This is a genomic window from Polaromonas sp. YR568, from assembly GCF_943372955.1.
Classification (GTDB): Bacteria; Pseudomonadota; Gammaproteobacteria; order Burkholderiales; family Burkholderiaceae_C; genus Polaromonas.
Window position 1 is genome coordinate 655,263 of record NZ_CALSAL010000002.1, and the last position, 21,779, is coordinate 677,041.

Sequence of the window (21,779 nt, forward strand, 5' to 3'; positions counted from 1 at the left end):
ACGGTGTACTCAGGGCTTCCTGTTGATCACCTCAGCCAGCATCAAAGCCGCCTCCAGCGTGAACGAATCGCGCTGAAGCGTGTGCACAAGTTCCTCGCGCTCCATCAGCGCAAACTGCGCGACCTCTCCATCCTGGTTGATGGGCGTGATGCCATCGGGCACGGTGCACAGGGACCAGTCGATCTCTTCACGCATGTAGCCGGCACCCGCGCCGTCGCTGGAAGGTTTGCAGACGGTCAACCGACCACCCTGCCGCAGCGCTTGCATCTCGCCGAGCCGCAAGCCCGCCTCTTCCCAGGTTTCGCGAGCCAGCGCGTTGTCCAGGGTTTCGTCAGCCGGGACCATGCCGCCCACCAGCGTATCCCACAGGCCCGGATCGGTCGGTTTGTTGAAGGCGCGCTGCTGCACCCAGACACGGCCATCGCTCGTGACGCCCACCAGATGAACCGCGTGCGTGGCAATGCCCAGCAGACGCACCGCTGCGCGCTCCACCGTGCCCTGGCGTTGACCGTGTTGATCGTTCACCGCCAGCTGCTCGTCGCGCCACGCACCTGACAGCCCGACCTCGCGCAGCGCACAGGCCACCCGGTCGAGACTGGCGGTCACATCACCCAGCAGGTACCACCCCGAATGCTCGCCACCGCGTTCCTGCAGCACAGCGTGAGGCCCCTCACTCAATGGGCGCAGGGCCGGTTGACGAAGGAAGCCCGGCTCGACCGATCCGATCTGCGCCTCACCCGCCCACAGCGGAACCCGCGGGCGAACGGGCGACTGGCTGGCACGCGCGCGAACGCTGGCCAGCCAGTCGGGATCCAGGCGCAAGGGTGATGCAGGAGGCGTCATGGCAAAGCCCAGGGACGCATGCGGTCATCAACCGACTACAGCGTGAGGATGGTGCAGCCGGTGGTCTTGCGGGCTTCCAGGGTGCGGTGGGCCTCGGCCACATCGGCCAGCGCGAACTGCTGGTCGATGCGGATCACCACCTTGCCGCTGGTGACCATCTCGAACAGCTCATCGGCCATCTCCTGCGTGCTTTCACGCGAGACGATGTGGGTGAACAGCGTTTGCCGCGTCACATAGAGCGAGCCCTTGGGGCCGAGGATGCCGGGAGAGAACGGAGCCACCGGGCCGGACGCGTTGCCAAAGCTGGCCATCAGGCCGAACGGGCTGAGGCAGTCGAGCGACTTGTCGAAGGTGTCCTTGCCGACCGAGTCGTACACCACCTTCACGCCCTTGCCGCCGGTGATCTCCTTCACGCGCACGGCAAAGTCTTCCTTGGCGTAGTTGATGACAAACGCCGCACCATGGGCCTTGGCCAGCGCGCACTTTTCGTCAGACCCGGCGGTGCCAATCAGCTGCAGGCCCATGGCGCGAGCCCACTGGCAGGCGATCAAGCCCACACCCCCTGCGGCGGCATGGAACAGCACAAAGTCACCGGCCTTCAGGCCGCCCTGGGGCTGGGTGCGGCGCAGCAGGTACTGGGCCGTCAGGCCCTTGAGCATCATGGCGGCGCCGGTCTCGAACGAAATCGCGTCGGGCAGCTTGCACACGCACTTGGCGGGCATCACGCGCACCTCGCAGTAGCTGCCGGGGGGCTGGCTGGCATAGGCAGCGCGGTCGCCCACCTTCAGGTGCGTCACGCCTTCGCCCACTGCATCAACAATGCCGGCGGCTTCCATGCCCAGCTGCACCGGCATGGTCATCGGGTAGAGACCCGAGCGCTGGTAGACATCAATGAAGTTCAGGCCGATGGCCTTGTGGCGGATGCGGATCTCGCCCGGGCCAGGGTCGCCCACGGTGACCTCCACCAGTTTGAGTTGTTCGGGGCCACCGTGCTGGTCAATGCGCACGGCGCGGGATGTGATGGCGGTCATGAGATCTCCTCGGGAAATAGGGGCACAGGCAAAAGCCGTCATCGTGCCACGAATCAACAACGGTTGCCTCAGGCGCTGATGCAGCACTGGTTCAAGGTGTCGAACCTTCAGACCCATGGATCGCTTGGTACAGTGAGCAGATGACCCAACGCCTGACACCTGCCACCGCCCTGCTTCTGGTGGTGCCGCCGCTGCTCTGGGCTGGCAATGCGGTGGTGGGCCGTCTGGTCTCGGGGCTGGTGCCGCCGATGACGCTCAACTTTCTGCGCTGGGCACTGGCGTTTTTGATTCTGCTGCCGCTGGCCCATCGACTGCTGCGTGCGGACAGCGACCTGTGGCCGAACTGGAAGCGCTTTGCCATGCTGGGCCTGCTCGGCGTGGGCTGCTACAACGCCTTGCAGTACCTCGCGCTCAAGACTTCGACACCCCTGAACGTCACGCTGGTGGCGGCGAGCATCCCGATCTGGATGCTGATCGTTGGCAGCCTGTTCTTCGGGCAGCGCATTTCGCGGCTTCAACTGGTGGGGGCCCTGCTGTCGATTGCCGGCGTGCTGGTGGTGCTCTCGCGCGGCCAGTGGGCGCTGTTGATGCAGGTGCAGCTGGTGCCCGGCGATGTTTATGTGCTGCTGGCCGCCCTGGCGTGGGCCTTCTACAGCTGGCTGCTGTCGCAACCGAATGAGCCCGACCACATCCGCAGCGATTGGGCTGCGTTCCTGATGGCGCAGATTGTGTTCGGCCTGGTCTGGTCTGGCGCCTTTGCCGCCGGCGAGTGGGCGGTGACCGACGCCCACATCCAGTGGAGCTGGCCAGTGATCGCCGCACTGATTTACGTGGCGGTCGGCCCCGCGGTGCTGGCATACCGGTGCTGGGGGCTGGGCGTGCAGCGGGTGGGGCCGGCCACCGCAGGCTTTTTCTCCAACCTCACACCGCTGTTTGCCGCACTGATGTCGGCCGCTTTTCTCGGCGAGTTGCCGCGCGTGTACCACGCAGTCGCCTTTGTGCTGATTGTGGGTGGCATCGTGGTGTCCTCCCGAAAGTGACAGTGCAGCTACCGAGGCAGTGATAACCACACATGGCACCTCACAGGCGTTGGACAATAATGCTTTCTGATCCCGGCCCGTGAAGACAACCGCAGTTCCGACACCCAGTTTTTATCGTTTCAATTTCTAGGACATCCATGAGCACCCAGCCCAACCCAAGCACCATTCCGCCATTTCATCTGGCGTTCCCGGTCCACGACATCGCCGAGGCGCGCCGCTTCTACGGCGACTTGCTGGGTTGCCCGGAGGGCCGCAGCTCGCCCGACTGGGTGGATTTCAACTTCTACGGCCACCAGATCGTGGCGCATCTGGCGCCCGGCGAAGTGGGCCACCGCTCGACCAGCGCGGTCGACGGCCACAACGTGCCGGTGCGTCACTTCGGCGCGGTGCTGCCGATGGCGCAGTGGCAGGCACTGGCTGACAAGCTGAAGGCCGCAGGCACTTCGTTTGTGATCGAGCCGCACATCCGCTTCAAGGGTGAAGTGGGCGAGCAGGCCACGATGTTCTTTCTGGATCCGTCAGGCAACGCGGTGGAATTCAAGGCCTTTGCCGACATGAATTCGCTGTTCGCCAAATAGGCCTGGAACGCTTCCGGGCCTTCGGGGCGGCGAAGCATGCCGCCCCAGTCAGCTCAATACGTACCCGGGTAGGCACCACCGTCGGCCAGCACGTTCTGGCCCGTCATGTAGGCGGCATGCGTGCTGCACAGGAAAGCGCAGATCGCACCGAACTCTTCGGGCGTGCCGAAACGCAGCGCAGGAATGGTCTTGCGGCGGGCTTCGGCCACCGCTTCCACGCTTTGACCTGATTTTTTTGCGGCGGTGGCCATGCCGCCCTTGAGGCGGTCGGTGTCGAACGCGCCAGGCAGCAGGTTGTTGATGGTCACGCCCTGCGAAGCGAGCTTGGTGCGCGCCACGCCCGCCACAAAACCCGTGAGACCACTGCGCGCGCCATTGCTCAGGCCGAGCACGTCAATCGGTGACTTGACCGAGCTGGAGGTGATGTTGACGATGCGGCCAAAGCCGCGTGCCGCCATGCCGTCCACCGTGGCCTTGATGAGTTCGATGGGTGTGAGCATGTTGGCGTCCACCGCCTTGATCCACGCGTCGCGGTCCCACTCACGGAAATCACCGGGTGGCGGGCCGCCGGCGTTGGTCACGACGATGTCGAAATCCTTGCGAACCGCAAACACCGAGGCACGGCCTTCGGTGGTGGTGATGTCTGCTGCGACTGCTTCGACAGCGGTGCCGGCCGGTGTGCCTGCATCGGCACGCAACTGCGCTGCAGCGGACTGCAACAACTCGGCGCCACGCGCCACGATCACCACATTCACACCTTCACGGACCAGCGCCTGCGCACAGCCCAGACCCAAACCCTTGCTGGCGCCGCACACCAGCGCCCATTTGCCTGCAATACCCAAATCCATAATAATTCCTTGATCGCCCCAGAGGCGGAGCTTAAGTGGAGGCCAGTCAGCGATGATAAAGAAGAAACGCCATCGGCAGGCTGCAGCCATCGTGATGGCCCTGGCAGCGGCTGCCTTCTTGCCAGCCACCCACGCACAGGAAAAATCAGGTGAGGCGCTGGTCGTCAAACGTGCCGCGCAGCTTCGCGATGCGCCCGGTGAAGCCTCACGCAGCCTGGCACCGCTGCCCGTGCAAACCGCGCTGACCCGCACAGGTGAACGTCAGGGTGCGTGGATCCAGGTGCGCATGGCCGATGGCACTGCAGGCTGGCTGCACATGTTCGACGTCACCTCGGCCAGCACCGCCAGCCAGGGCGGCGCTGGCGCCAGTGCCTTGCGCGGCCTGACCAGCGGGTTGACCAACTTCTTCGGCCGCGGCGGCAGTCAGGCCCAAAGCGGCAGCACGGTCACCACTTCCACCATCGGCATTCGCGGGCTCGATGCCGCCGACCTGGCCAACGCACAACCCAATATGGCTTCTGTGACGCAAATTGAAGCCATGCGCGTGGACGCGGGGCAGGCGCAGCAGTTTGCCAGCGGCGCCGCATTGACCACGCGTACGGTCGAGCCCTTGCCTGTGCCGCAACCCACCAGCCCCTCCACCGGCGGCGGCGACTCAGGGATGAATTCACGATGAACACACCTGCCCTGAACCCAATTCACACCTGTGTTCGCGCCGGTGTTCGTCACCTCACCGGTGTGCTGTTGCTGTGCCTGACGAGCCAGATGGCGCAAGCGCAGGATGCGGCCAAGGCGCTGAACCTGTTCCAGTCGCTGATCCGCCCCGGTCAGGCCACCCCGGCCGATTCCGGTGCGGGCGTAGCGGGTGCCGTGCTCGGCGCAGCCCTCGCGCCAGCGGGCAACCCGGCAGCTGGCGGAGGCGACCTGTTCCAGCTGCTGTCGCAATCGATCGAACAGATTGACGAGCCGCGTGAAATCCAGATCGGCCAGCAACTTGCCGCGGTGCTGCTGGGCAGCAAGCCGCTGTACCCGGACATGGCGGTGCAGCGCTACGTCAACCAGCTGGGCCGCTGGATCAGCCTGCAATCGACGCGCCCCAACCTGCCCTGGACTTTCGCCGTGCTGGACGATCCGGGCTTCAATGCGTTTGCAGCGCCTGGCGGCTATGTGTTCATCACCAAGGGCCTGCTGGACCGCGTGACCGACGAGAGCGAGCTGGCCGGCATTCTGGCGCACGAGATCACGCACGTCACGGCCAAGCACCATCTGATCGCGATGAACAAGACCGCCCGCGCTGGACTGGTGACGCAGCTGATCGGCTCACAGCTCAGGAACGATCTGGCGGGCCTAGTGTCGTCGCAGTTCCTGGCGCTGGGCCGCAATCTGTACAGTAAAGGCTTGGACCAGCAGGACGAGTTTGATGCCGACCGCTCGGGCGTGGCGCTGGCCACCCGTGCGGGCTTTGATCCCTACGGTCTGGTGGCAGTGCTGCAGCAGTTGCGCACCGCCTCACCTGGTGATGCCTTGTTTGCCTTGTCGCTCAGCACGCACCCGGCACCGCAGGCACGGCTCAATCTGCTGGAAGAAGCCATGGGCACCCGGCTGGATTCGTATGCCGGTCAACCCTCTGTCACGGTGCCCGACCGCCTCAAACGGCTGGCTGCTGCCGGTCAGCGCCCTACGGCGCGAGCTGCGACGCCCCCGGCCAAAAAATAGACGCCTAGCGGCCGCCGCCCCGGGTGAACACAAAGATGCCGGAGATCACCAGCACGGTGCCGGCAGCAATCCACGCGGTGAACGGCTCACCCAGAATCAGCACGCCCATCAGGATGGTGGAAATCGGGCCCACCATGCCGGTTTGTGCCGCCATGCTGGCGCCGATGCGCTCAATCGCCATCATCACCGCCAGCACAGGGACAGCGGTGCACAGCGTGGCGTTGAGCACCGAGAGCCAGATCACCTCGGACGCCACGACAGCGGCACTCAAAGGACGCAGCAGCACGAACTGCAGCAGGCAACACAGGCAGGCCACCGAGGTTGCCAGCCCCACCAGCCGCAGCGAGCCCAGACGCTGCACCATCTCGCCGCTGTAGACCAGATAGACGGCATAACTCACGGCACTCAAAAACACCAGCAGCGCGCCCCATGCGGCGTCGGCGCCCTGAAACGTGATCTCGTGGCCGAACACCAGCACCACACCGCAGTAGCTGATCAGCATGCCGACCACCTGCCGACCAGTGATCCGACGCCGGAACACCACCAGCCCCAGCAGCAGCACCAGCGTGGGGTTGAGGTACAGGATCAGCCGCTCCAGTGAGGCGCTGATGTAGGCAAGGCCCGCGAAGTCGAGAAAGCTGGAGAGGTAGTAGCCGGTGAACCCCAGCCCGAGCACACCCAGCCAGTCCTTGCGGGTCAGCGGTGGCTTGCGCTGGCCGCCCTGCCGGTAGGTGGCCCACCACGCCATGGCCGCAAATATCGGCAACGCAAACAGCATGCGGTACATGATGAGCGTGACTGCATCCACCCCATGGCGGTAGGCCAGCTTCACGATGATGGCCTTGCCACTGAAGGCAATCGCACCCACGGTGGCGAGCACCAGACCAGACACCACCTTTTTGCGGGCTCTGGCCGAGTCCGCTGCCGAAGGGGGTGCCTCTGCCGCGTCGATCAACACTGTCTCTTAAAAGCCGACAGCCTGACCGTCGCGGCGCGAATCGCTGGCAGCCACATAGCCCTCTACCGATGGATCGCCAGCGCGCCAGATGAACTGGCCGGCGCCGAAGTCCTGGTAGGAGTCGTTGATCACTTCCATGCGGTGCCCGCGCTCGGCCAGGCCCTGCACGGTCTGCGGATGCAAGGCCGACTCGACGTTGATCTCGAAGCCCTCGTTGTAGCGCCAGCGAGGCGCGTCGCAAGCCGCCTGCGGGCTCTGCTTGTAATCGAGCATGCGCACCAGCGTCTGCATGTGGCCCTGCGGCTGCATGTTGGCGCCCATCACGCCGTAGCTCATCACCGGCTGGCCGTCCTTGGTCAGGAAGGCCGGGATGATGGTGTGGAAAGGCCGCTTGCCCGGTGCCACCTGGTTGACGCCCGGCAGCAGGCTGAAGGCATGGCCCCGGTTCTGCAGGCTGACGCCGAACTCCGGCTCCACGCAGCCGGAGCCAAAGCCCATGTAGTTGCTCTGGATGAAGCTCACCATCATGCCGTTTTCATCGGCCGCCGTGAGGTAAATGGTGCCACCCTTGACCGGGTTACCCGCGCCAAAGTCCTGCGCCTTTTTCATGTCGATGAGTTTGGCACGCTCGGCCAGATAGCCGTCATCGAGCATTTGCGCGGCGGTCACCGTCATCGACGATGGCTCGGCCACGTATTTGTACACGTCGGCAAAGGCCAGCTTCATGGCCTCGATCTGAAGGTGCTGCGAGTCCACGCCATCGACCGCCAGGCTGGCGAGGTCAAACTTGTCGAGAATGCCCAGCGCGATCAGTGCCGCGATACCCTGCCCGTTGGGCGGAATCTCGTGCAGGGTGTGGCCACGGTAGTTTTTGGAAATGGGCTCCACCCACTCGGGTTTGTAGCTGGCGAAGTCTTTGGCGGTGATGCTCGCGCCGTTCTGTGCAGCAAATTTTTCAATGGCTTCGGCAATCTCACCGCCGTAGTAGGCCGCGCCCTTGGTGGCTGCAATGGCGCGCAGGCCCCTCGCCGCGGACTTGAAGCGGAACAACTCCCCCACGTTGGGCGCGCGGCCCCAGGGCAGAAAGGCCTGGGCAAAGCCGGGCTGCGACTGCAGCTCTGCCATGGCGGCCGACCATTTCTCCTGCACCACCGGCGTGACCAGATAGCCCCGCTCGGCGATGTCAATCGCAGGCTCCAGCAGATCGGCAAACGGCAGCTTGCCAAAGCGCTCGCTCATCGCCACCCAACTGGCCACCGCACCGGGCACGGTGACAGAGTCCGGGCCGCGCTTGGGCGGCGCCACGCTGTGGTCGCCGTACTTGCGCTTGAAGTACTCCGGCGTCCAGCTCTGCGGCGCACGGCCGGAGGCATTGAGGCCATGCAGTTTCTTGCCGTCCCAGAGAATGCAGAACGAGTCGCTTCCGAGGCCGTTGCTCACCGGCTCGACGACGCTGATCGCCGCCGCAGCGGCGATGGCTGCATCCACCGCATTGCCGCCCTTGAGCAGCATGCGCAGACCCGCCTGTGCAGCCAGTGGGTGAGAGGTAGACACCACATTGCGCGCAAAGACGGGAATGCGGCTGGACGAGTAAGGGTTGGTGAAGTTGAAGTTCATACCCAATTATCCGGCGTTTGGCGTTTTGTATTGATGGGCGGTTTGTCGCGGGAATGCCAACCGCCTTCGCCATAACGGCTGTCCATGCCGGTGCAGCGGCGTTTCACGCACTGGGAACGCATCCTATGGATGCACCAACTCAGTGAACCGCCCACAAAAAAGGCACCCGAGGGTGCCTTTTGGGGGAGCAGCGGCCGGGTTTCGCAACCCGGGCCATCGCGCACCTGTCAGTCCTCGACAAAGGCCTCTTCGCGCTTGCTCTTCACCGAGGGCAGCATCACGATGACCAACAGCAGGACAGCCACCCCCAGCAGGCTGGCGGACAGCGGACGGGTCACGAACACCGACCAGTCACCGCGCGAGAGCAGCAGGGCACGGCGCAGGTTTTCTTCCATCATCGGGCCGAGAATGAAGCCCAGCAGCAGCGGTGCAGGCTCACATCCCAGCTTGATGAAGGTGTAGCCCACCACGCCGAAGATGGCGACCATCCAGATGTCCCAGTTGTTGTTGTTGGTCGAGTACACACCAATCGCACAGAACAACACAATGGCGGGGAACAGCAGGCGGTAGGGAATCGTCAGCAGCTTGATCCAGATGCCGATCAGCGGCAGGTTCAGGATCACCAGCATTGCATTGCCGATCCACATCGACGCGATCAGGCCCCAGAACAGCTCCGGGTTGCTGGTCATCACCTGCGGGCCGGGCTGGATGTTGTGGATGGTCATGGCGCCGACCATCAGCGCCATCACAGCGTTGGGAGGAATACCCAGCGTGAGCAGCGGAATGAAGGAGGTCTGCGATCCGGCGTTGTTGGCCGACTCGGGCGCAGCCACACCGCGGATGTTGCCCTGACCGAAGGGCACCTCACCCGGACGGGCCTTGATTTTCTTCTCGATGGTGTAAGCCGCAAAAGCCGACAGCAGGGCGCCGCCGCCCGGCAAAATGCCCAGCGCCGAACCCAGGGCCGTGCCGCGCAGCATGGCAGGCACCATGTCCTTGAAGTCCTGCTTGGTCGGGAACAGGCCTGTCACCTTGGCAGTGAACACCTCGCGCTCATGCTCGGGCTGCGACAGGTTGCTGATGATCTCGCCGTAGCCGAACACGCCCATGGCAATCACCACGAAACCAATGCCGTCGGTCAACTCGGGAATGTCAAAGCTGAAGCGGGCCACGCCGGAGTTGACGTCGGTACCGATCAGACCCAGCAGCAGGCCCAGCACGATCATGCCAACCGCCTTGAGCAGCGAGCCCGAAGCCAGCACCACGGCGCCGATCAGACCCAGCACCATCAGTGCGAAGTACTCGGCTGGGCCGAATTTGAAGGCAAGCTCAGTCAGGGGCGGCGCGAAGGCGGCCAGAATCAGCGTACCCACGCAGCCGGCAAAGAACGAGCCCATGCCAGCGGCAGCCAGTGCCGGCCCCGCTCGACCCTTGCGGGCCATCTGGTAACCGTCAATACAGGTGACGACCGAAGACGACTCCCCTGGCAGGTTCACCAGAATCGCCGTGGTCGAGCCGCCGTACTGCGCGCCGTAGTAAATACCCGCCAGCATGATCAGCGCCGACACAGGGGGCAGCGCGTAGGTGGCGGGCAGCAGCATCGCGATGGTGGCGACCGGTCCGATACCGGGTAGCACACCAATCAGCGTCCCGAGCACGCAACCGACGAAGGCATACAGCAGGTTGATGGGCGTGAAGGCCACGCCAAAGCCAAGGGACAGGTTGGTAATGAGATCCATGACGTGTCCTTAGCGGGTGATGAAGAAAGGCCACACAGGGAACTGCAACTTCAGCGCCACCACGAATGCCAGATAACTGCCTATCGCCAACACCGTTGCCAGAATCAGGGTGGTCTTGAATTTCCAGCCGTCTTCCGCCATGCTGGTGATGAAAACAAGGGCGTAGATGCCGACGATCATGCCCATCGCCGGAATCTTCAGGGAAGCCACGCCGGCCAGCAAAATGCCAAACGTGACGTTGCCACCGATGATGAAGAACAGCGGCTTCCAGGCCCATTTGCCGATCTTGTCGCCACCGGCGGTTTCAACCACCAGCGCCTTGAACGTGATCAGGGATCCAATGAAGGCCAGCAGCACGCCCAGCATCAACGGGAAATAACCGGGCCCCATGCGAGCGCCAGTGCCCACGCTGTAGGTGCTGGCACCCCAAGCAAATGCGCCCCCGATGCCCATGAACATGAGACCGGAAAAAAAGTCTTTCTGACTTTTGATGTTCACGGCTTGTCTCCTCTGTGTAAATAACCAACCTTGCATTGTGCATTCAATGGCGTCCGGCGGGTATGTGGCTTTCACTTATCTCTGGCGCCCCGGCCATCCGTCGCCGCTTTTTAAGCTTCTTCGCTTTCGCCTCTTGAGCACCGGATTGGGGAATCTGCACCGTCTGGCGTGTTGTCGGTCGGGCTGAAACGCGCCGACCTCCGACCTCTTCCGACCTTGCAGTGACAGGGCACCGCCGCTGTCTCAGGACAGCGGCGGCGTGGTGGCCAGGATTTCCTCGACGGTGGTCAGCCCCTCGGCCACCTTCAGCGCGCCCGCCAGCCGAAGCGGGCGCATGCCGTCGGCAATGGCCTGCTGCCGCAAGGCGTCGATGTTCGGCTCCTTGGAAACCTTTTCCTTGAAGCCTTCGGTCACCGTGAGCAACTCGTACAGGCCCATGCGTCCGCGAAAACCCGTCATCCGGCAGTCCACACAACCCACCGCACGGTAGGGCCGGTAGCCGCCGCTGATCTGCCAGGGCTTGACCATCTCGGAGAGCACCTCGCGTGAGGCCTGGTCATCGGGCTCGCGGCAGTTGTTGCAGAACGTCCGCACCAGCCGCTGGGCCAGCACACCGAGCAAGGTGGCATTGATCAGGTAAGACGGCACACCCAGCTCCATCATGCGCGACACCGCAGACGGTGCGTCATTGGTATGTAGCGTGCTGAACACCAGATGCCCCGTAAGTGCAGCCTGCACCGCCATCTCGGCCGTCTGCAGGTCGCGAATCTCGCCGACCATGATGATGTCCGGGTCCTGCCGCATCAGCGCACGCAGACCTTCGGGGAAATCAAAGTCCAGATGCGCCTGAACCTGGGTCTGGTTGAAGGCCGACTCGATCATCTCGATCGGGTCCTCAATCGTGCTGACATTGACCTCTTCGGTGGCCAGCCGCTTGAGCGTGGAGTACAGCGTGGTGGTCTTGCCTGAACCGGTCGGCCCGGTCACCAGCACGATGCCGTGCGGGCGCTTGACGAGCTGCTCCCAGCGCTCGGCGTCGTGCTGCGAAAAGCCCAGCGCGTCGAGGTCCTTGACGGTGGTGTCGGGATCGAAAATCCGCATCACCATCTTCTCGCCAAAGGCAGTGGGCAGCGTAGACAGGCGCATCTCGATCTCGTCGCCGCGCGGATTACGCGTCTTGATGCGGCCATCCTGCGGGCGGCGTTTTTCCACCACGTCCATACGGCCCAGCAGCTTGATGCGCGCCGTCATCGCGTTGTGCACGCCCATCGGTAACTGATAGACCGGGTGCAGCACGCCGTCAATGCGAAAGCGGATCACGCCCTGCTCGCGGCGTGGCTCCAGATGGATGTCGCTGGCCCGCTGGTCAAAGGCGTACTGCCAGAGCCAGTCGACCACCTGCACCACGCCCTGGTCGTTGGCGTCGAGCTGCTTGTTGCTCTTGTTGAGCTCCACCAGCTGCTCAAAGCTGGCGGAGCCCGAACTGCCGCCCGACTTGATGGCCGCGCGCACCGATTTGGCCAGCGCGAAGAATTCGGCGGTGTACTTGGTGATCTCGACCGGGTTGGCCACCACCAGCCGCACGCTGCGCTTGGCCTGGCGTTCCACCTCGGACACCCAGTCGGTGACAAAGGGCTCTGACGTGGCGATCACCACCTCGCTCGGGCTGACCTGCACCGGCAGCACCTTGTGCCGCTCGGCATACATCGCCGACATGGTGTCGGCCACCTTGCCTACGTCCACCTTCAGCGGGTCGATGCGCAGATAGCCGAGCCCGGCACGGCCGGCCAGCCACTGCGCAATCATTTCAATGTCCAGAGGCTTGCCGTCAGCGACGCGGGTCATGCTGACACTGGCCAGGCGAATCAGCGGATGCTGCGCGCTCTGCACCTGTGAGCACCGGGCAATCGTGCGGTCGGCCTCGGCATGGCTGATCACACCGTCTTCACTCAGCCACTCAACGAGGCGTCGCCATTCCAGCGGCCCCGCAGCAGGCGCCTTGAGACCCTTGCCGGGTTGCGGTTCCCGGGGGGGCTTGGGGGGCGACAGGGCACTCATGCTGGCACTTTACCGCATCCTCCCGCGGGAAGACCCCGCGTGGGCAGCCAAGCACCGCCCCTCAAAACACCGGCTTGAACAGCCGCAGCCATTTGCGGGCTGGCAGCCCCCACTGCGACTCGATGGCATCGGCCTGCTGCAAAAGTGCGGTGCGATCGGGCCGGGTGGGCGTACGCTGCGCCAGCACCACCGTGTTGCCCTCGCGGGTCGGCGTGAAAGCCCACACAGCCTCCCGCCCAAAAGCCTCGGCAATGCGCGCCAGCGAACGCGGATAGCTGGAGTCGCGCCCGAACAGGTTGACGGTCATCACGCCTTCATCGCTGAGCAAGCGCTTGCAGTCGTCGTAGAACTCGGCACTGTCCAGCACGGGCGCCGCAGCTTCATGGTCGTACAGGTCAACGTGCAGCAAATCGACCGAGCCGTGGTGCTGCGGCTTGCGGATTTCTGCTGCAGCGTCGGCCTCGATCACCTGCAGGCGCAGGTCGTCACGCGGCAGCTTGAACCACAACCTGCAAGCGATGACGACCTGCGGATTGATCTCAATCGCCGTGGTCTTCATGCGCAGCTTCTTGTAGCAGAACTTGGTGAGCGCGGCCGAGCCCAGACCCAGCTGCATCGCATGCTGTTTGGCCAAGGGGGTCGCACTGGACAGGTCGGCAAACAGCAGCCCGGCCATCATGCGCTGGACGTATTCCAGCTGAATGTCATAAGGCGCATCGCTCAGCATGGAGCCTTGCACCCATTCGGTACCAAGATGCAGAAAACGCACACCACCATGGTCCGAAAAATTCACTTCCGGCAGTGGCGCAGCGGGCAGGTTCTTGTCTCTGGACATCATCCAACCAATCCGTGTTGTTCAAATACCTCGCGCCACGCCTTGAGTTTGCGCTCGAAACTCCAGGAAGCGTTGGCCGGGCTGGTAGACGGCAGTCGGTAGACCGGCAACCCAAGCTGGCGGGTGTGCACCGAATGGCGAAAGCTCTCGCCGCCGTTGTGTGCGATGGCTTCAAGGGCCGGGCAGCTCTGGCGTAAGGCGGAAAAATCATTGACGACCGCGTTCCGGATGCGGCTGTCCAGACTGCCTTCCCGCTCACACGATGCGTACACGTCCCACACACCGAGGCCGTGCGCCAGCAGCCAGTCGCAGCGACGGGCGTAGCTGTCCGCTCCTTCGACCGGCACATCGCCGCCCCAGAGGGCACGCAGGATGGACCAGAAATGGTTGCGTGGATGGCCGTAATACTGCTGCGCCGCCAGGGAAGCGACACCGGGAAAACTGCCCAGAATCAGCAGCCGCGTTTGCGGCGACACCAGCGGCGGCAGGCCGGTCAGCATGACAACAGGGCTTTCAGGCGCGGCAGGGCATCGAGCGTATTGGCGGTGGTGGCATGGGCCAGCACCTCGGCCTCCATGCCCCGCAGCGCTGCCAGCTGCGCCGCGATGCGCGGCAGCTCGGCCGGTTCGTTGCGCCCCTGCGCTTGCCCCGCCGCGCGCTGCGATGCGGTGACGTACAGCCAGTGCGGCGGAATGTCTGGCGAGTCGGTTTCCACCACGACGGCATCCAGCGGCAGATCCACAGCCAGACGGCGCAGCTGCTGCGCGGTGTCGAAGGTCATGGCGCCGCCAAAACCGAGCTTGAAGCCCAGTTTGATGAACTCCATCGCCTGCTGTTCGCTGCCGTTGAAGGCATGGGCAATGCCGCGCCAGCCCGCCGCAGGCACCAGTTCGCGCAGGTGCTTGAGCAGCCGGTCTGCAGAACGCCGCACGTGCAGGATCACCGGCAACTGGTGCGTCCGGGCCAGCTTGAGCTGCTCCCGGTAGAAGTACTCCTGGCGCTCGCGCATGGTGGGAGTCATCAGCGCCGGCACGAAATGGTCCAGCCCGATCTCGCCCACAGCCACCAGACGGGGATCGTCCGCGTGCCGGGTCAGTGCCTCGTCGAGTGCGGCGATATCGGAGTCCCGGGCCGTGGGCACGCAAAGCGGGTGAATGCCCAGCGCGTAGCTGCAGGACACCTGGTGCGCCAGCGCACGAACCGTCCCGAAATTGGCCACCTCAACCGCCGGCAGCACGCAGTGGGCCACCCCGGCCGCGAGCGCCCGCGCGTGGACGGCAGCCCGGTCGGCATCGAACTCGGGGGCATCCAGGTGGCAGTGGGTGTCTATCCAGAGGGTCATCGAACGTTCATCGAGGGGTGGCAAAAGGATTCAGACGATGGCCGGCAGGCGGGGCGCGAAAGACATGGCGAAGGACATGGCATGGCGGGTCACTCAGGATAGCTGAACGACGTGCATGGATGCACAAATCGTGATACGGTGCAGTTGTCAATGGGTGGGCGCTGTGCAACCACTGGTTTGGTCGGCGCAACGCCCCGACAGAGCCCCCGAATGACGCCAAACCGGACTCGAAGCGATCCACCAGCAACCCAGAGGTGAACGGATGCGAAGGCCAGCACTCTACAGCAGCTCGACACGCGCACCCGCGCCCGCTTCGGGTGGTGACGGCTCCGCCGCACCACCGTTGTCTGACCCGATGGTTGCACCCGCCGAGGGGGGCGCTCCGGCGGCTGCAACCCGCTGGTCACGCCTGGCCGACCGCATCCGCACCCACCAGCTGGCCCTGCTCTGGTCCACCGTCGGGCTGCTGGCGCTGCTGCTGTCCATCAGCATGGCGATGTCGATGAAGCCCGGCACCCGCAAGCTGACGCAGGACGACATCAACGCCGCAGTGCTCAAGACCCTGGAAACCACCGTGCTGCCTTCGCCCGTGGCCCGCGCCTACGACACCATCATCCCGTCGGTGGTGCGCATCGTCGGGCTCGGCAAGGACAAGGACGGCAAGGAAGACGGCGAACGCAGCGTCGGCACCGGCGTGGTCATCGTGGACAAGGGTGTCATTCTCACCAACCTGCATGTGGTGCAGGGAGCGACCACCATCAAGGTGACCTTTGCCGACGGTCTGGAATCGACCGCCAGCATCACCGGCGTGCAGCCCGAAAACGACCTCGCAGTGCTGCAGGCCCACAAGATTCCGGACGACCTGACCGCCGCCACCATGCGTTCCACCGCAGACCTGATGCCCGGCGACCAGGTGGCCGCCGTCGGCTATCCCTTCGGCATTGGCCCATCAGCCTCTGCCGGGGTGATTTCCGGGCTAAAGCGCAGCTTCCGCTCGCCGGAGGGCAAGCAGATGATGAGCAACCTGATCCAGTTCGACGCCGCCGCCAACCCGGGCAACTCGGGTGGCCCGCTGGTCACCATGGACGGTGAGGTGGTCGGCATCGTCACCGCCATCTACAACCCCAACCAGCAGCGCACCTTTGTCGGCATCGGCTTTGCCGTGCCGATTGAAAACGCGGCGTCAGCAGCCGGCATGCCGCCCTTCTGATCGCCCCCAATCTGACCACCCTCCAAGTTCCTGAACCTCTGACAGTGAAAGCCTGAAAGCACGCCATGGACGCCCACCCCAACGATCCCTCTCCGGACCACATCGCACTCAGTCACGACACCGCCCAGTTGATGGAGCAGATTCTTTATGAAGTCAAACGCGTGGTGGTCGGGCAAGACCGCTTTCTGGAGCGCGTCATGGTGGCCATCCTTGCGCAGGGCCACTTACTTGTCGAGGGCGTGCCAGGCCTCGCCAAGACGCTGACCATCAAGACGCTGGCCAACACCGTGCGAGGTAACTTCAAGCGCATCCAGTTCACGCCCGATCTGGTGCCAGCCGACCTAGTGGGCACCCGCATCTACAACCAGAAGAGCGGCGAGTTCAGCACCTCGCTGGGCCCGGTGTTCACCAACCTGCTGCTGGCCGACGAGATCAACCGCGCACCGGCCAAGGTGCAGAGCGCGCTGCTGGAAGTGATGCAGGAGCGGCAGGTGACGATTGCCGGCGAAACCCACAAGGTGCCCGCGCCCTTTCTGGTGATGGCCACACAGAACCCGATTGAAACCGAAGGCACCTACCCGCTGCCTGAGGCGCAGGTGGACCGTTTCATGATGAAGGTGCTGGTCGACTACCCGACGGACGAGGAAGAATTCGTCATCGTCCAGCGCGTCACCGGCCCGGCCGTTGATGTGGCCGCCGTGGCCACCACCGAACAGCTGGCGGCGTTGCAGAAGGAGTGCCGCCGCGTCTATGTGGACCCATCTCTCGTGCAATACGCGGTGCGGCTGGTGTCCGCCACGCGCAACCCCACCAAGCACGGGCTGAAGGACCTGCAGCGCTTCATCACCTTTGGCGCCAGCCCGCGCGCCACCATCAACTTGACCGAAGGCGCACGCGCACTGGCCATGCTGCGCGGTCGCAGCTACGCCCTGCCGGAGGACATGACCGACCTGGTGCCCGACGTGCTGCGCCACCGGCTGGTGCTGTCGTACGAAGCGCTGTCGGAAGGGCTGACCGCCGATGCGGTAATCGCCAAGGTGATGGCCAAGATTCCGCAGCCGGCCAAGCCGCTGGCGCATGAAAAACTTGCAGCGTAGATGTTGAGCCCCCACGCTCCGCCGCTACGCGGGTCGCTGCCCCCCGGGGGGGCCGTCCGCCTGTGGCCCGGCGAAGCCGGTTCCACGGCTCCGCTGGTGAAGAAAAAGCCCCCACGGTCGCTCGCTTCGCCTGCGGTCTGGCAAAGCCAGTCCCGCGGCTCCTGCTTGCCTGAAATACCTGTCGCAGGCTGGTCTTCTGGAGTCCGTCGATGACCGGCGCCTCGTCCAACGCCGAACAGCTGCTGCGCCGGCTGGAATGGACGGTGCTGCGCCGGCTGGACGGTCTGCTGCAGGGGGATTACCGCACGCTGCTGCGCGGCACTGGCATGGACCTGGCCGATCTGCGCGAGTACCAGCACCATGACGACGTGCGTCACATCGACTGGAACGTGACGGCCCGGCTGTCGCAGCCGCATGTGCGGGTATTCACCGAAGACCGCGAAATGAGCGCCTGGTTCCTGCTGGACCTCAGCCCCTCGATGGACTTTGGCTCCAGCGAGCAGAAAAAGCGGGATGTCTCCACGCAGTTCGTGGCCGTACTGGCGCGGGCCCTCACGCGCCATGGCAATCGTGTGGGCGCCATGCTCTACGGTTCGGGCGCAGACACCGTGATCCCGGCGCGCGGCGGCCGGCACCACATCCTCCACTTGCTGCACACACTTCAAAGCCGCCCCGACAGCAGTCGGCAGGGTGCGACGCGCTTGCAGGATTTGCTGCAGTCCGCCGCCAGCACGGTACGCAGGCGCTCCACCATTTTTGTGGTGTCGGATTTCATCAGCGAACCGGGCTGGGAAAAGCCGCTGGGCCAGCTCGCACAGCGGCATGAAGTGGTGGCGGTGCGACTGCTGGACCCGCTGGAGCTGGCCCTGCCCGACCTGGGCCTGATTCCGATCCGCGATGTGGAAACCGGTGAACAACTGATGGTGGACACGCACGATCCCGGCTTCCGCCAACGCTTCGCCCGCATCGCGGCTCAGCGCGAGGCCGACCTGCGGCAGTCGCTCGCGCGTGCCGGCGTGGATGCGCTGGAGTTGTCCACCGACGAAGATCTGGTCGACACGCTGATGCGCTTTGCCGACCTGCGCAAGCGCCGCAGCCGCGCCAGTGGTGCGGCCCAGGGCGGCGGCTCGCTGCCCACGCACTTGAGGCACGCGGCCTGAGAACACCGGACAAGAACGTCGACAGCTCACCCAAGAATTTCTCCTGACCCGACAACGCCATGCCCAAAATCCCGCTGCCCAACTTCCTCTGGCCAGAATTTCTTTGGCTGCTGCTGCTGCTGCCCTTGTTGGTCGTTCTGTATGTGTGGCTTCTGCGGCGCAAGAAAAAGATGGCGCTGCGCTACGCCAGTCTCTCCATCGTGCGGGAGGCCATGGGCCGCGGCCAGGGCTTTCGCCGGCATGTGCCACCGCTGCTCTTTCTGCTGTCGATTGCCGCCATGCTGGTTGCCGCTTCGCGCCCGTTTGCCGTGATCAGCCTGCCATCGCAGCGCGAGACCATCATCCTCGCGATGGACGTGTCTGGCAGCATGCGCGCCACCGACGTCCAACCCAACCGCCTGGTCGCGGCGCAGAACGCGGCCAAGGCCTTCCTGGCCGAGCTGCCGCGCAATGTGCGTGTGGGCGTGGTGGCATTTGCGGGCACTGCCTCGGTGGTGCAACCGGCCACACTCAGCCGCGAAGACCTGTCCGCGGCCATTGACAAGTTCCAGCTGCAGCGCGGCACCGCGATTGGCAACGGCATTGTGGTGTCGCTGGCCGAGCTGTTCCCCGACGCGGGTATCACGCTGGATTCCATGCTGTCCGGCCGCGACCGGCCGCGCGGCATGTCGCTGGACCAGCCGCGCGAGGGTCGAGACGCGAAGAAGGAGTTCACGCCGGTGGCGCCCGGCTCCTACACCTCGGCGGCCATCATCCTGCTGACCGATGGCCAGCGCACCACGGGTGTCGACTCGCTCGATGCGGCCAAAGCCGCAGCCGACCGCGGCGTGCGTGTTTACACCGTGGGTGTGGGCACGGTTGATGGCGAGACGATTGGTTTTGAAGGCTGGTCAATGCGTGTGCGGCTCGACGAGGAAACCCTCAAGGGCATTGCCCGCACCACCCAGGCCGAGTACTTTTATGCCGGCACCGCGGCCGACCTGAAGAAGGTCTACGAAACCCTCAGCTCGCGCCTGGCCGTGGAGAAAAAGGAAACAGAAATCTCCGGATTGCTGGCACTGCTGGCCGCTGCGCTGGCGCTCGTGTCGGCCTCGCTCTCGCTGCTCTGGTTCAACCGGATTCTCTGAAACCGGGCGACTCCAACGAAAACGGGGTTGGCGTCATCCGGCGATGCCGTGCATCGCGGATCAGTTCGTCAGGGACAAACGCCCGGACACCAATCGCACCAGCCGTGCGCAGCGGGAGGCCAGTGTTTCGTCGTGGGTGACCATCACAAAAGCCGTGCCCTGGTCGCGTGCCAGTTGCATCATCAGGTCAAACACACCATCGGCGGTGGACCGGTCCAGATTGCCGGTGGGCTCATCGGCCAGCACACAGGCCGGCTGCGTCACCAGCGCACGCGCAATCGCCACCCGCTGACGTTCGCCGCCTGAAAGCTCCGCAGGCCGATGGTGGATGCGGCCTTCCAGACCCACGGCGGCCAGCATTTTTCTGGCGACTTCGGCCGCATCGGCACGCGTCTGCCGCCGTATCCACAAAGGCATGGCGACGTTGTCCAGCGCGCTGAACTCGGGCAGCAGGTGATGGAACTGGTAGACAAAGCCGAGGTGCAGATTGCGCAGCTCGCCCTGCTGCTGCGCTGACAGGCCCGACAGCCGTTGACCCTTGAGCTCGACCTCGCCGCTGGTGGGCCCGTCCAGCCCGCCCATCAGATGCAGCAGCGTGCTTTTGCCCGATCCCGAAGCGCCGACGATGGCCAGCGTTTCGCCGGCGTGGACCTGCAGGTCCACGCCTTGCAGGACGGTCAGGTCAATCAGGCCTTCCTGGAAACGCTTGGTCAGGCCGCTGGCTTTGAGCACGACTTCAGCGGCGCCCTTCTCTCCCGCCTGGCCACCTTGAAGGGCATTCACCATGTCACTTTTAAGTTCACTCATATCGGAGGGCCTCTGCCGGATTCACCCGGCTGGCGCGCCAGCTGGGGTAGATGGTGGCCAGAAACGCCAGCACCAGCGAAATTACCACGATGGGCATGATGTCGCTGTACTGCGGCTCGCTCGGCATGCGGCTGATGAGATAGATGTCCTTGGGCAGGAAGCTGGCATTGAGCATCTGCTCGATGGCCGGCACGATCACATCGATGTTGAGCGCAATGCCCAGCCCCAGCAACAGACCCGAGAGGGTGCCGATCACGCCCACCAGCGCGCCCTGCACCATGAAGATGCCCATGATGCTTTTCGGGCTGGCGCCCAGTGTGCGCAGGATGGCAATGTCGGCGCGCTTGTCGGTCACCGTCATCACCAGCGTGCTGACGAGGTTGAAGGCCGCCACCGCCACGATGAGCGTGAGGATGATGAACATCATGCGTTTTTCCAGCTGCACCGCAGAAAACCAGGTGCGGTTCTGGCGCGTCCAGTCGCGGATCAGCAGGTCACCGCTCAGGCTGGTGGACAGTGCCACCGCCACCTCGCGCGCCTGCTGCAGGTCCTTGAGCTTGATGCGGATGCCGGTCGGGCCTTCCAGCCGGAAGACTTTCGCCGCGTCATCCTGATGCAGCATCACCAGCGCCGAGTCGTATTCGTAATGGCCGGAATCAAAGGTACCCACCACCATCATCTGCTTGAGGCGCGGCACCACACCGGCTGGTGTGACCTGTCCGCTGGGCGCAATCAGCGTCACCGAGTCGCCTTCACGCACGCCCATGGAGCGCGCCAGTTCGCCGCCCAGCACCACGCCAAAATTACCCGGTACAAGGCGGGCCAGCGTCGAGGCCGAGGTGGCCGCCAGATCGGTGACCTGGCCTTCGAGTGCCGGATCGATGCCGCGCACCAGTGTGCCCTTCATGTCCTCGCCACGCGCCAGCAGGGCCTGCGCAGCAATGAAGGTGGCTGCACCCACGACCTGCGGCTGGGTCTTGATCTCGGTCATGGTTCTGGCCGGGTCCGGCAGTGCCGCGCCGTTGGGCGCGAACACCTCAATGTGCGAGATCACGCCGAGCATGCGGTCGCGCACTTCCTTCTGGAAGCCGTTCATCACGCTTAGCACGATGATGAGCGCCGCCACGCCCAGCGCAATGCCGAGCATGGAAACGCCTGAAATGAAGGAAATGAAGCCGTTGCGCCGGGTGGCGCGGCCCGCGCGCGTGTAGCGCCAGCCCACCAGCAGCTCATAAGGGATTTGCATGGCGGTATTGTTGCATCCCGGACAATCAC

General features: G+C 64.4%; 21 protein-coding genes. 8 read left to right on the forward strand and 13 right to left on the reverse strand.

Annotated features, from left to right (window positions below; all coding sequences use genetic code 11):
• Positions 1 to 9 precede the first annotated feature (9 nt).
• Positions 10 to 822, reverse strand: a complete 813-nt coding sequence (locus tag AAG793_RS09015) for an NUDIX domain-containing protein (protein WP_341906943.1) — start codon at positions 820 to 822, stop codon at positions 10 to 12.
• Positions 823 to 878: 56 nt separating this feature from the next.
• Entirely contained in the window at positions 879 to 1,874 is a 996-nt protein-coding gene (locus AAG793_RS09020; RefSeq protein ID WP_341906947.1) for a quinone oxidoreductase, read from the reverse strand.
• Positions 1,875 to 2,014: 140 nt separating this feature from the next.
• Here AAG793_RS09020 and AAG793_RS09025 point away from each other — a divergent pair, with 140 nt between their 5' ends.
• Both AAG793_RS09025 and AAG793_RS09030 read left to right on the forward strand, forming a co-directional pair.
• Positions 2,015 to 2,914 carry a DMT family transporter gene (locus AAG793_RS09025; RefSeq protein WP_341906951.1) on the forward strand — a complete coding sequence of 300 codons (900 nt, stop codon included), beginning with the start codon at positions 2,015 to 2,017 and terminating at the stop codon, positions 2,912 to 2,914.
• Positions 2,915 to 3,051: 137 nt separating this feature from the next.
• Entirely contained in the window at positions 3,052 to 3,492 is a 441-nt protein-coding gene (locus tag AAG793_RS09030; protein ID WP_341906954.1) for a VOC family protein, read from the forward strand.
• Positions 3,493 to 3,545: 53 nt separating this feature from the next.
• Here the strand turns inward: AAG793_RS09030 and AAG793_RS09035 are convergent, their stop codons facing one another.
• Complete coding sequence (locus AAG793_RS09035) at positions 3,546 to 4,340, reverse strand: SDR family oxidoreductase (RefSeq protein WP_341906956.1); 795 nt, start codon at positions 4,338 to 4,340, stop codon at positions 3,546 to 3,548.
• A 52-nt stretch (positions 4,341 to 4,392) separates the two neighbouring features.
• On the opposite strand from AAG793_RS09035, the gene AAG793_RS09040 reads away from it, so the two are divergent.
• On the forward strand, positions 4,393 to 5,016 hold the full coding sequence (locus AAG793_RS09040; protein ID WP_341906961.1) for an SH3 domain-containing protein: 624 nt from the start codon (positions 4,393 to 4,395) through the stop codon (positions 5,014 to 5,016).
• Positions 5,013 to 6,056 (forward strand): M48 family metalloprotease, encoded by a 1,044-nt coding sequence (locus AAG793_RS09045; RefSeq protein ID WP_341906963.1) that lies wholly within the window; start codon positions 5,013 to 5,015, stop codon positions 6,054 to 6,056. Before AAG793_RS09040 ends, AAG793_RS09045 begins: the two co-directional genes overlap by 4 nt.
• A gap of 4 nt (positions 6,057 to 6,060) precedes the next feature.
• Here AAG793_RS09045 and AAG793_RS09050 read toward each other — a convergent pair whose 3' ends face one another.
• The 8 genes from AAG793_RS09050 to AAG793_RS09085 all read right to left on the reverse strand — a co-directional run bounded on the left by AAG793_RS09050 (position 6,061) and on the right by AAG793_RS09085 (position 15,103).
• Positions 6,061 to 6,951, reverse strand: a complete 891-nt coding sequence (locus AAG793_RS09050; RefSeq protein WP_341907684.1) for a DMT family transporter — start codon at positions 6,949 to 6,951, stop codon at positions 6,061 to 6,063.
• A 69-nt stretch (positions 6,952 to 7,020) separates the two neighbouring features.
• Positions 7,021 to 8,631: a gamma-glutamyltransferase family protein gene (locus AAG793_RS09055; RefSeq protein ID WP_341906966.1), complete on the reverse strand. Its 1,611-nt coding sequence runs from the start codon at positions 8,629 to 8,631 to the stop codon at positions 7,021 to 7,023.
• A gap of 227 nt (positions 8,632 to 8,858) precedes the next feature.
• Positions 8,859 to 10,370, reverse strand: coding sequence for a tripartite tricarboxylate transporter permease (locus AAG793_RS09060; RefSeq protein WP_341906970.1), 1,512 nt, complete (start codon positions 10,368 to 10,370; stop codon positions 8,859 to 8,861).
• A gap of 9 nt (positions 10,371 to 10,379) precedes the next feature.
• Positions 10,380 to 10,868: a tripartite tricarboxylate transporter TctB family protein gene (locus AAG793_RS09065; RefSeq protein WP_341906971.1), complete on the reverse strand. Its 489-nt coding sequence runs from the start codon at positions 10,866 to 10,868 to the stop codon at positions 10,380 to 10,382.
• 243 nt (positions 10,869 to 11,111) lie between these two features.
• A complete protein-coding gene (locus AAG793_RS09070) occupies positions 11,112 to 12,926 on the reverse strand; it encodes an ATPase, T2SS/T4P/T4SS family (RefSeq protein WP_341906973.1) in 1,815 nt (604 codons plus the stop codon).
• Positions 12,927 to 12,987: 61 nt separating this feature from the next.
• Positions 12,988 to 13,761, reverse strand: a complete 774-nt coding sequence (locus AAG793_RS09075; RefSeq protein ID WP_341907686.1) for a spermidine synthase — start codon at positions 13,759 to 13,761, stop codon at positions 12,988 to 12,990.
• On the reverse strand, positions 13,761 to 14,261 hold the full coding sequence (locus AAG793_RS09080; RefSeq protein WP_341906976.1) for a DNA-deoxyinosine glycosylase: 501 nt from the start codon (positions 14,259 to 14,261) through the stop codon (positions 13,761 to 13,763). Before AAG793_RS09080 ends, AAG793_RS09075 begins: the two co-directional genes overlap by 1 nt.
• Entirely contained in the window at positions 14,255 to 15,103 is an 849-nt protein-coding gene (locus tag AAG793_RS09085; RefSeq protein ID WP_341906979.1) for a TatD family hydrolase, read from the reverse strand. Before AAG793_RS09085 ends, AAG793_RS09080 begins: the two co-directional genes overlap by 7 nt.
• A 262-nt stretch (positions 15,104 to 15,365) precedes the next feature.
• Between AAG793_RS09085 and AAG793_RS09090 the strand changes: the two genes are divergently transcribed.
• From AAG793_RS09090 to AAG793_RS09105, 4 genes are all read left to right on the forward strand, one after another.
• Positions 15,366 to 16,313 (forward strand): trypsin-like peptidase domain-containing protein, encoded by a 948-nt coding sequence (locus AAG793_RS09090; RefSeq protein WP_341906982.1) that lies wholly within the window; start codon positions 15,366 to 15,368, stop codon positions 16,311 to 16,313.
• Positions 16,314 to 16,378: 65 nt separating this feature from the next.
• On the forward strand, positions 16,379 to 17,410 hold the full coding sequence (locus AAG793_RS09095; RefSeq protein WP_341906985.1) for a MoxR family ATPase: 1,032 nt from the start codon (positions 16,379 to 16,381) through the stop codon (positions 17,408 to 17,410).
• 209 nt (positions 17,411 to 17,619) lie between these two features.
• Positions 17,620 to 18,570 carry a DUF58 domain-containing protein gene (locus tag AAG793_RS09100; protein ID WP_341906987.1) on the forward strand — a complete coding sequence of 317 codons (951 nt, stop codon included), beginning with the start codon at positions 17,620 to 17,622 and terminating at the stop codon, positions 18,568 to 18,570.
• A 59-nt stretch (positions 18,571 to 18,629) separates the two neighbouring features.
• Positions 18,630 to 19,697, forward strand: coding sequence for a VWA domain-containing protein (locus AAG793_RS09105; RefSeq protein ID WP_341906988.1), 1,068 nt, complete (start codon positions 18,630 to 18,632; stop codon positions 19,695 to 19,697).
• Between the two features lie 60 nt (positions 19,698 to 19,757).
• On the opposite strand, the gene lolD is transcribed toward AAG793_RS09105, so the two are convergent.
• Both lolD and AAG793_RS09115 read right to left on the reverse strand, forming a co-directional pair.
• Positions 19,758 to 20,483, reverse strand: a complete 726-nt coding sequence (gene lolD / locus AAG793_RS09110) for a lipoprotein-releasing ABC transporter ATP-binding protein LolD (protein ID WP_341907688.1) — start codon at positions 20,481 to 20,483, stop codon at positions 19,758 to 19,760.
• A 13-nt stretch (positions 20,484 to 20,496) separates the two neighbouring features.
• Positions 20,497 to 21,750 carry a lipoprotein-releasing ABC transporter permease subunit gene (locus AAG793_RS09115; protein WP_341906994.1) on the reverse strand — a complete coding sequence of 418 codons (1,254 nt, stop codon included), beginning with the start codon at positions 21,748 to 21,750 and terminating at the stop codon, positions 20,497 to 20,499.
• Positions 21,751 to 21,779 lie beyond the last annotated feature (29 nt).

Excerpts from the sequence above, each read along its gene's own strand:
- AAG793_RS09045 (WP_341906963.1), top strand. The coding sequence starts at position 5,013 with ATGAACACACCTGCCCTGAACCCAATTCACACCTGTGTTCGCGCCGGT.
- AAG793_RS09105 (WP_341906988.1), top strand. The coding sequence starts at position 18,630 with ATGCCCAAAATCCCGCTGCCCAACTTCCTCTGGCCAGAATTTCTTTGG.
- AAG793_RS09060 (WP_341906970.1), bottom strand. The coding sequence starts at position 10,370 with ATGGATCTCATTACCAACCTGTCCCTTGGCTTTGGCGTGGCCTTCACG.
- AAG793_RS09090 (WP_341906982.1), top strand. The coding sequence starts at position 15,366 with ATGCGAAGGCCAGCACTCTACAGCAGCTCGACACGCGCACCCGCGCCC.
- AAG793_RS09100 (WP_341906987.1), top strand. The coding sequence starts at position 17,620 with ATGACCGGCGCCTCGTCCAACGCCGAACAGCTGCTGCGCCGGCTGGAA.
- AAG793_RS09070 (WP_341906973.1), bottom strand. The coding sequence starts at position 12,926 with ATGAGTGCCCTGTCGCCCCCCAAGCCCCCCCGGGAACCGCAACCCGGC.
- AAG793_RS09025 (WP_341906951.1), top strand. The coding sequence starts at position 2,015 with ATGACCCAACGCCTGACACCTGCCACCGCCCTGCTTCTGGTGGTGCCG.
- lolD (WP_341907688.1), bottom strand. The coding sequence starts at position 20,483 with ATGGTGAATGCCCTTCAAGGTGGCCAGGCGGGAGAGAAGGGCGCCGCT.
- AAG793_RS09075 (WP_341907686.1), bottom strand. The coding sequence starts at position 13,761 with ATGTCCAGAGACAAGAACCTGCCCGCTGCGCCACTGCCGGAAGTGAAT.
- AAG793_RS09030 (WP_341906954.1), top strand. The coding sequence starts at position 3,052 with ATGAGCACCCAGCCCAACCCAAGCACCATTCCGCCATTTCATCTGGCG.
- AAG793_RS09095 (WP_341906985.1), top strand. The coding sequence starts at position 16,379 with ATGGACGCCCACCCCAACGATCCCTCTCCGGACCACATCGCACTCAGT.
- AAG793_RS09115 (WP_341906994.1), bottom strand. The coding sequence starts at position 21,750 with ATGCAAATCCCTTATGAGCTGCTGGTGGGCTGGCGCTACACGCGCGCG.
- AAG793_RS09020 (WP_341906947.1), bottom strand. The coding sequence starts at position 1,874 with ATGACCGCCATCACATCCCGCGCCGTGCGCATTGACCAGCACGGTGGC.
- AAG793_RS09085 (WP_341906979.1), bottom strand. The coding sequence starts at position 15,103 with ATGACCCTCTGGATAGACACCCACTGCCACCTGGATGCCCCCGAGTTC.
- AAG793_RS09080 (WP_341906976.1), bottom strand. The coding sequence starts at position 14,261 with ATGCTGACCGGCCTGCCGCCGCTGGTGTCGCCGCAAACGCGGCTGCTG.
- AAG793_RS09040 (WP_341906961.1), top strand. The coding sequence starts at position 4,393 with ATGATAAAGAAGAAACGCCATCGGCAGGCTGCAGCCATCGTGATGGCC.
- AAG793_RS09055 (WP_341906966.1), bottom strand. The coding sequence starts at position 8,631 with ATGAACTTCAACTTCACCAACCCTTACTCGTCCAGCCGCATTCCCGTC.
- AAG793_RS09035 (WP_341906956.1), bottom strand. The coding sequence starts at position 4,340 with ATGGATTTGGGTATTGCAGGCAAATGGGCGCTGGTGTGCGGCGCCAGC.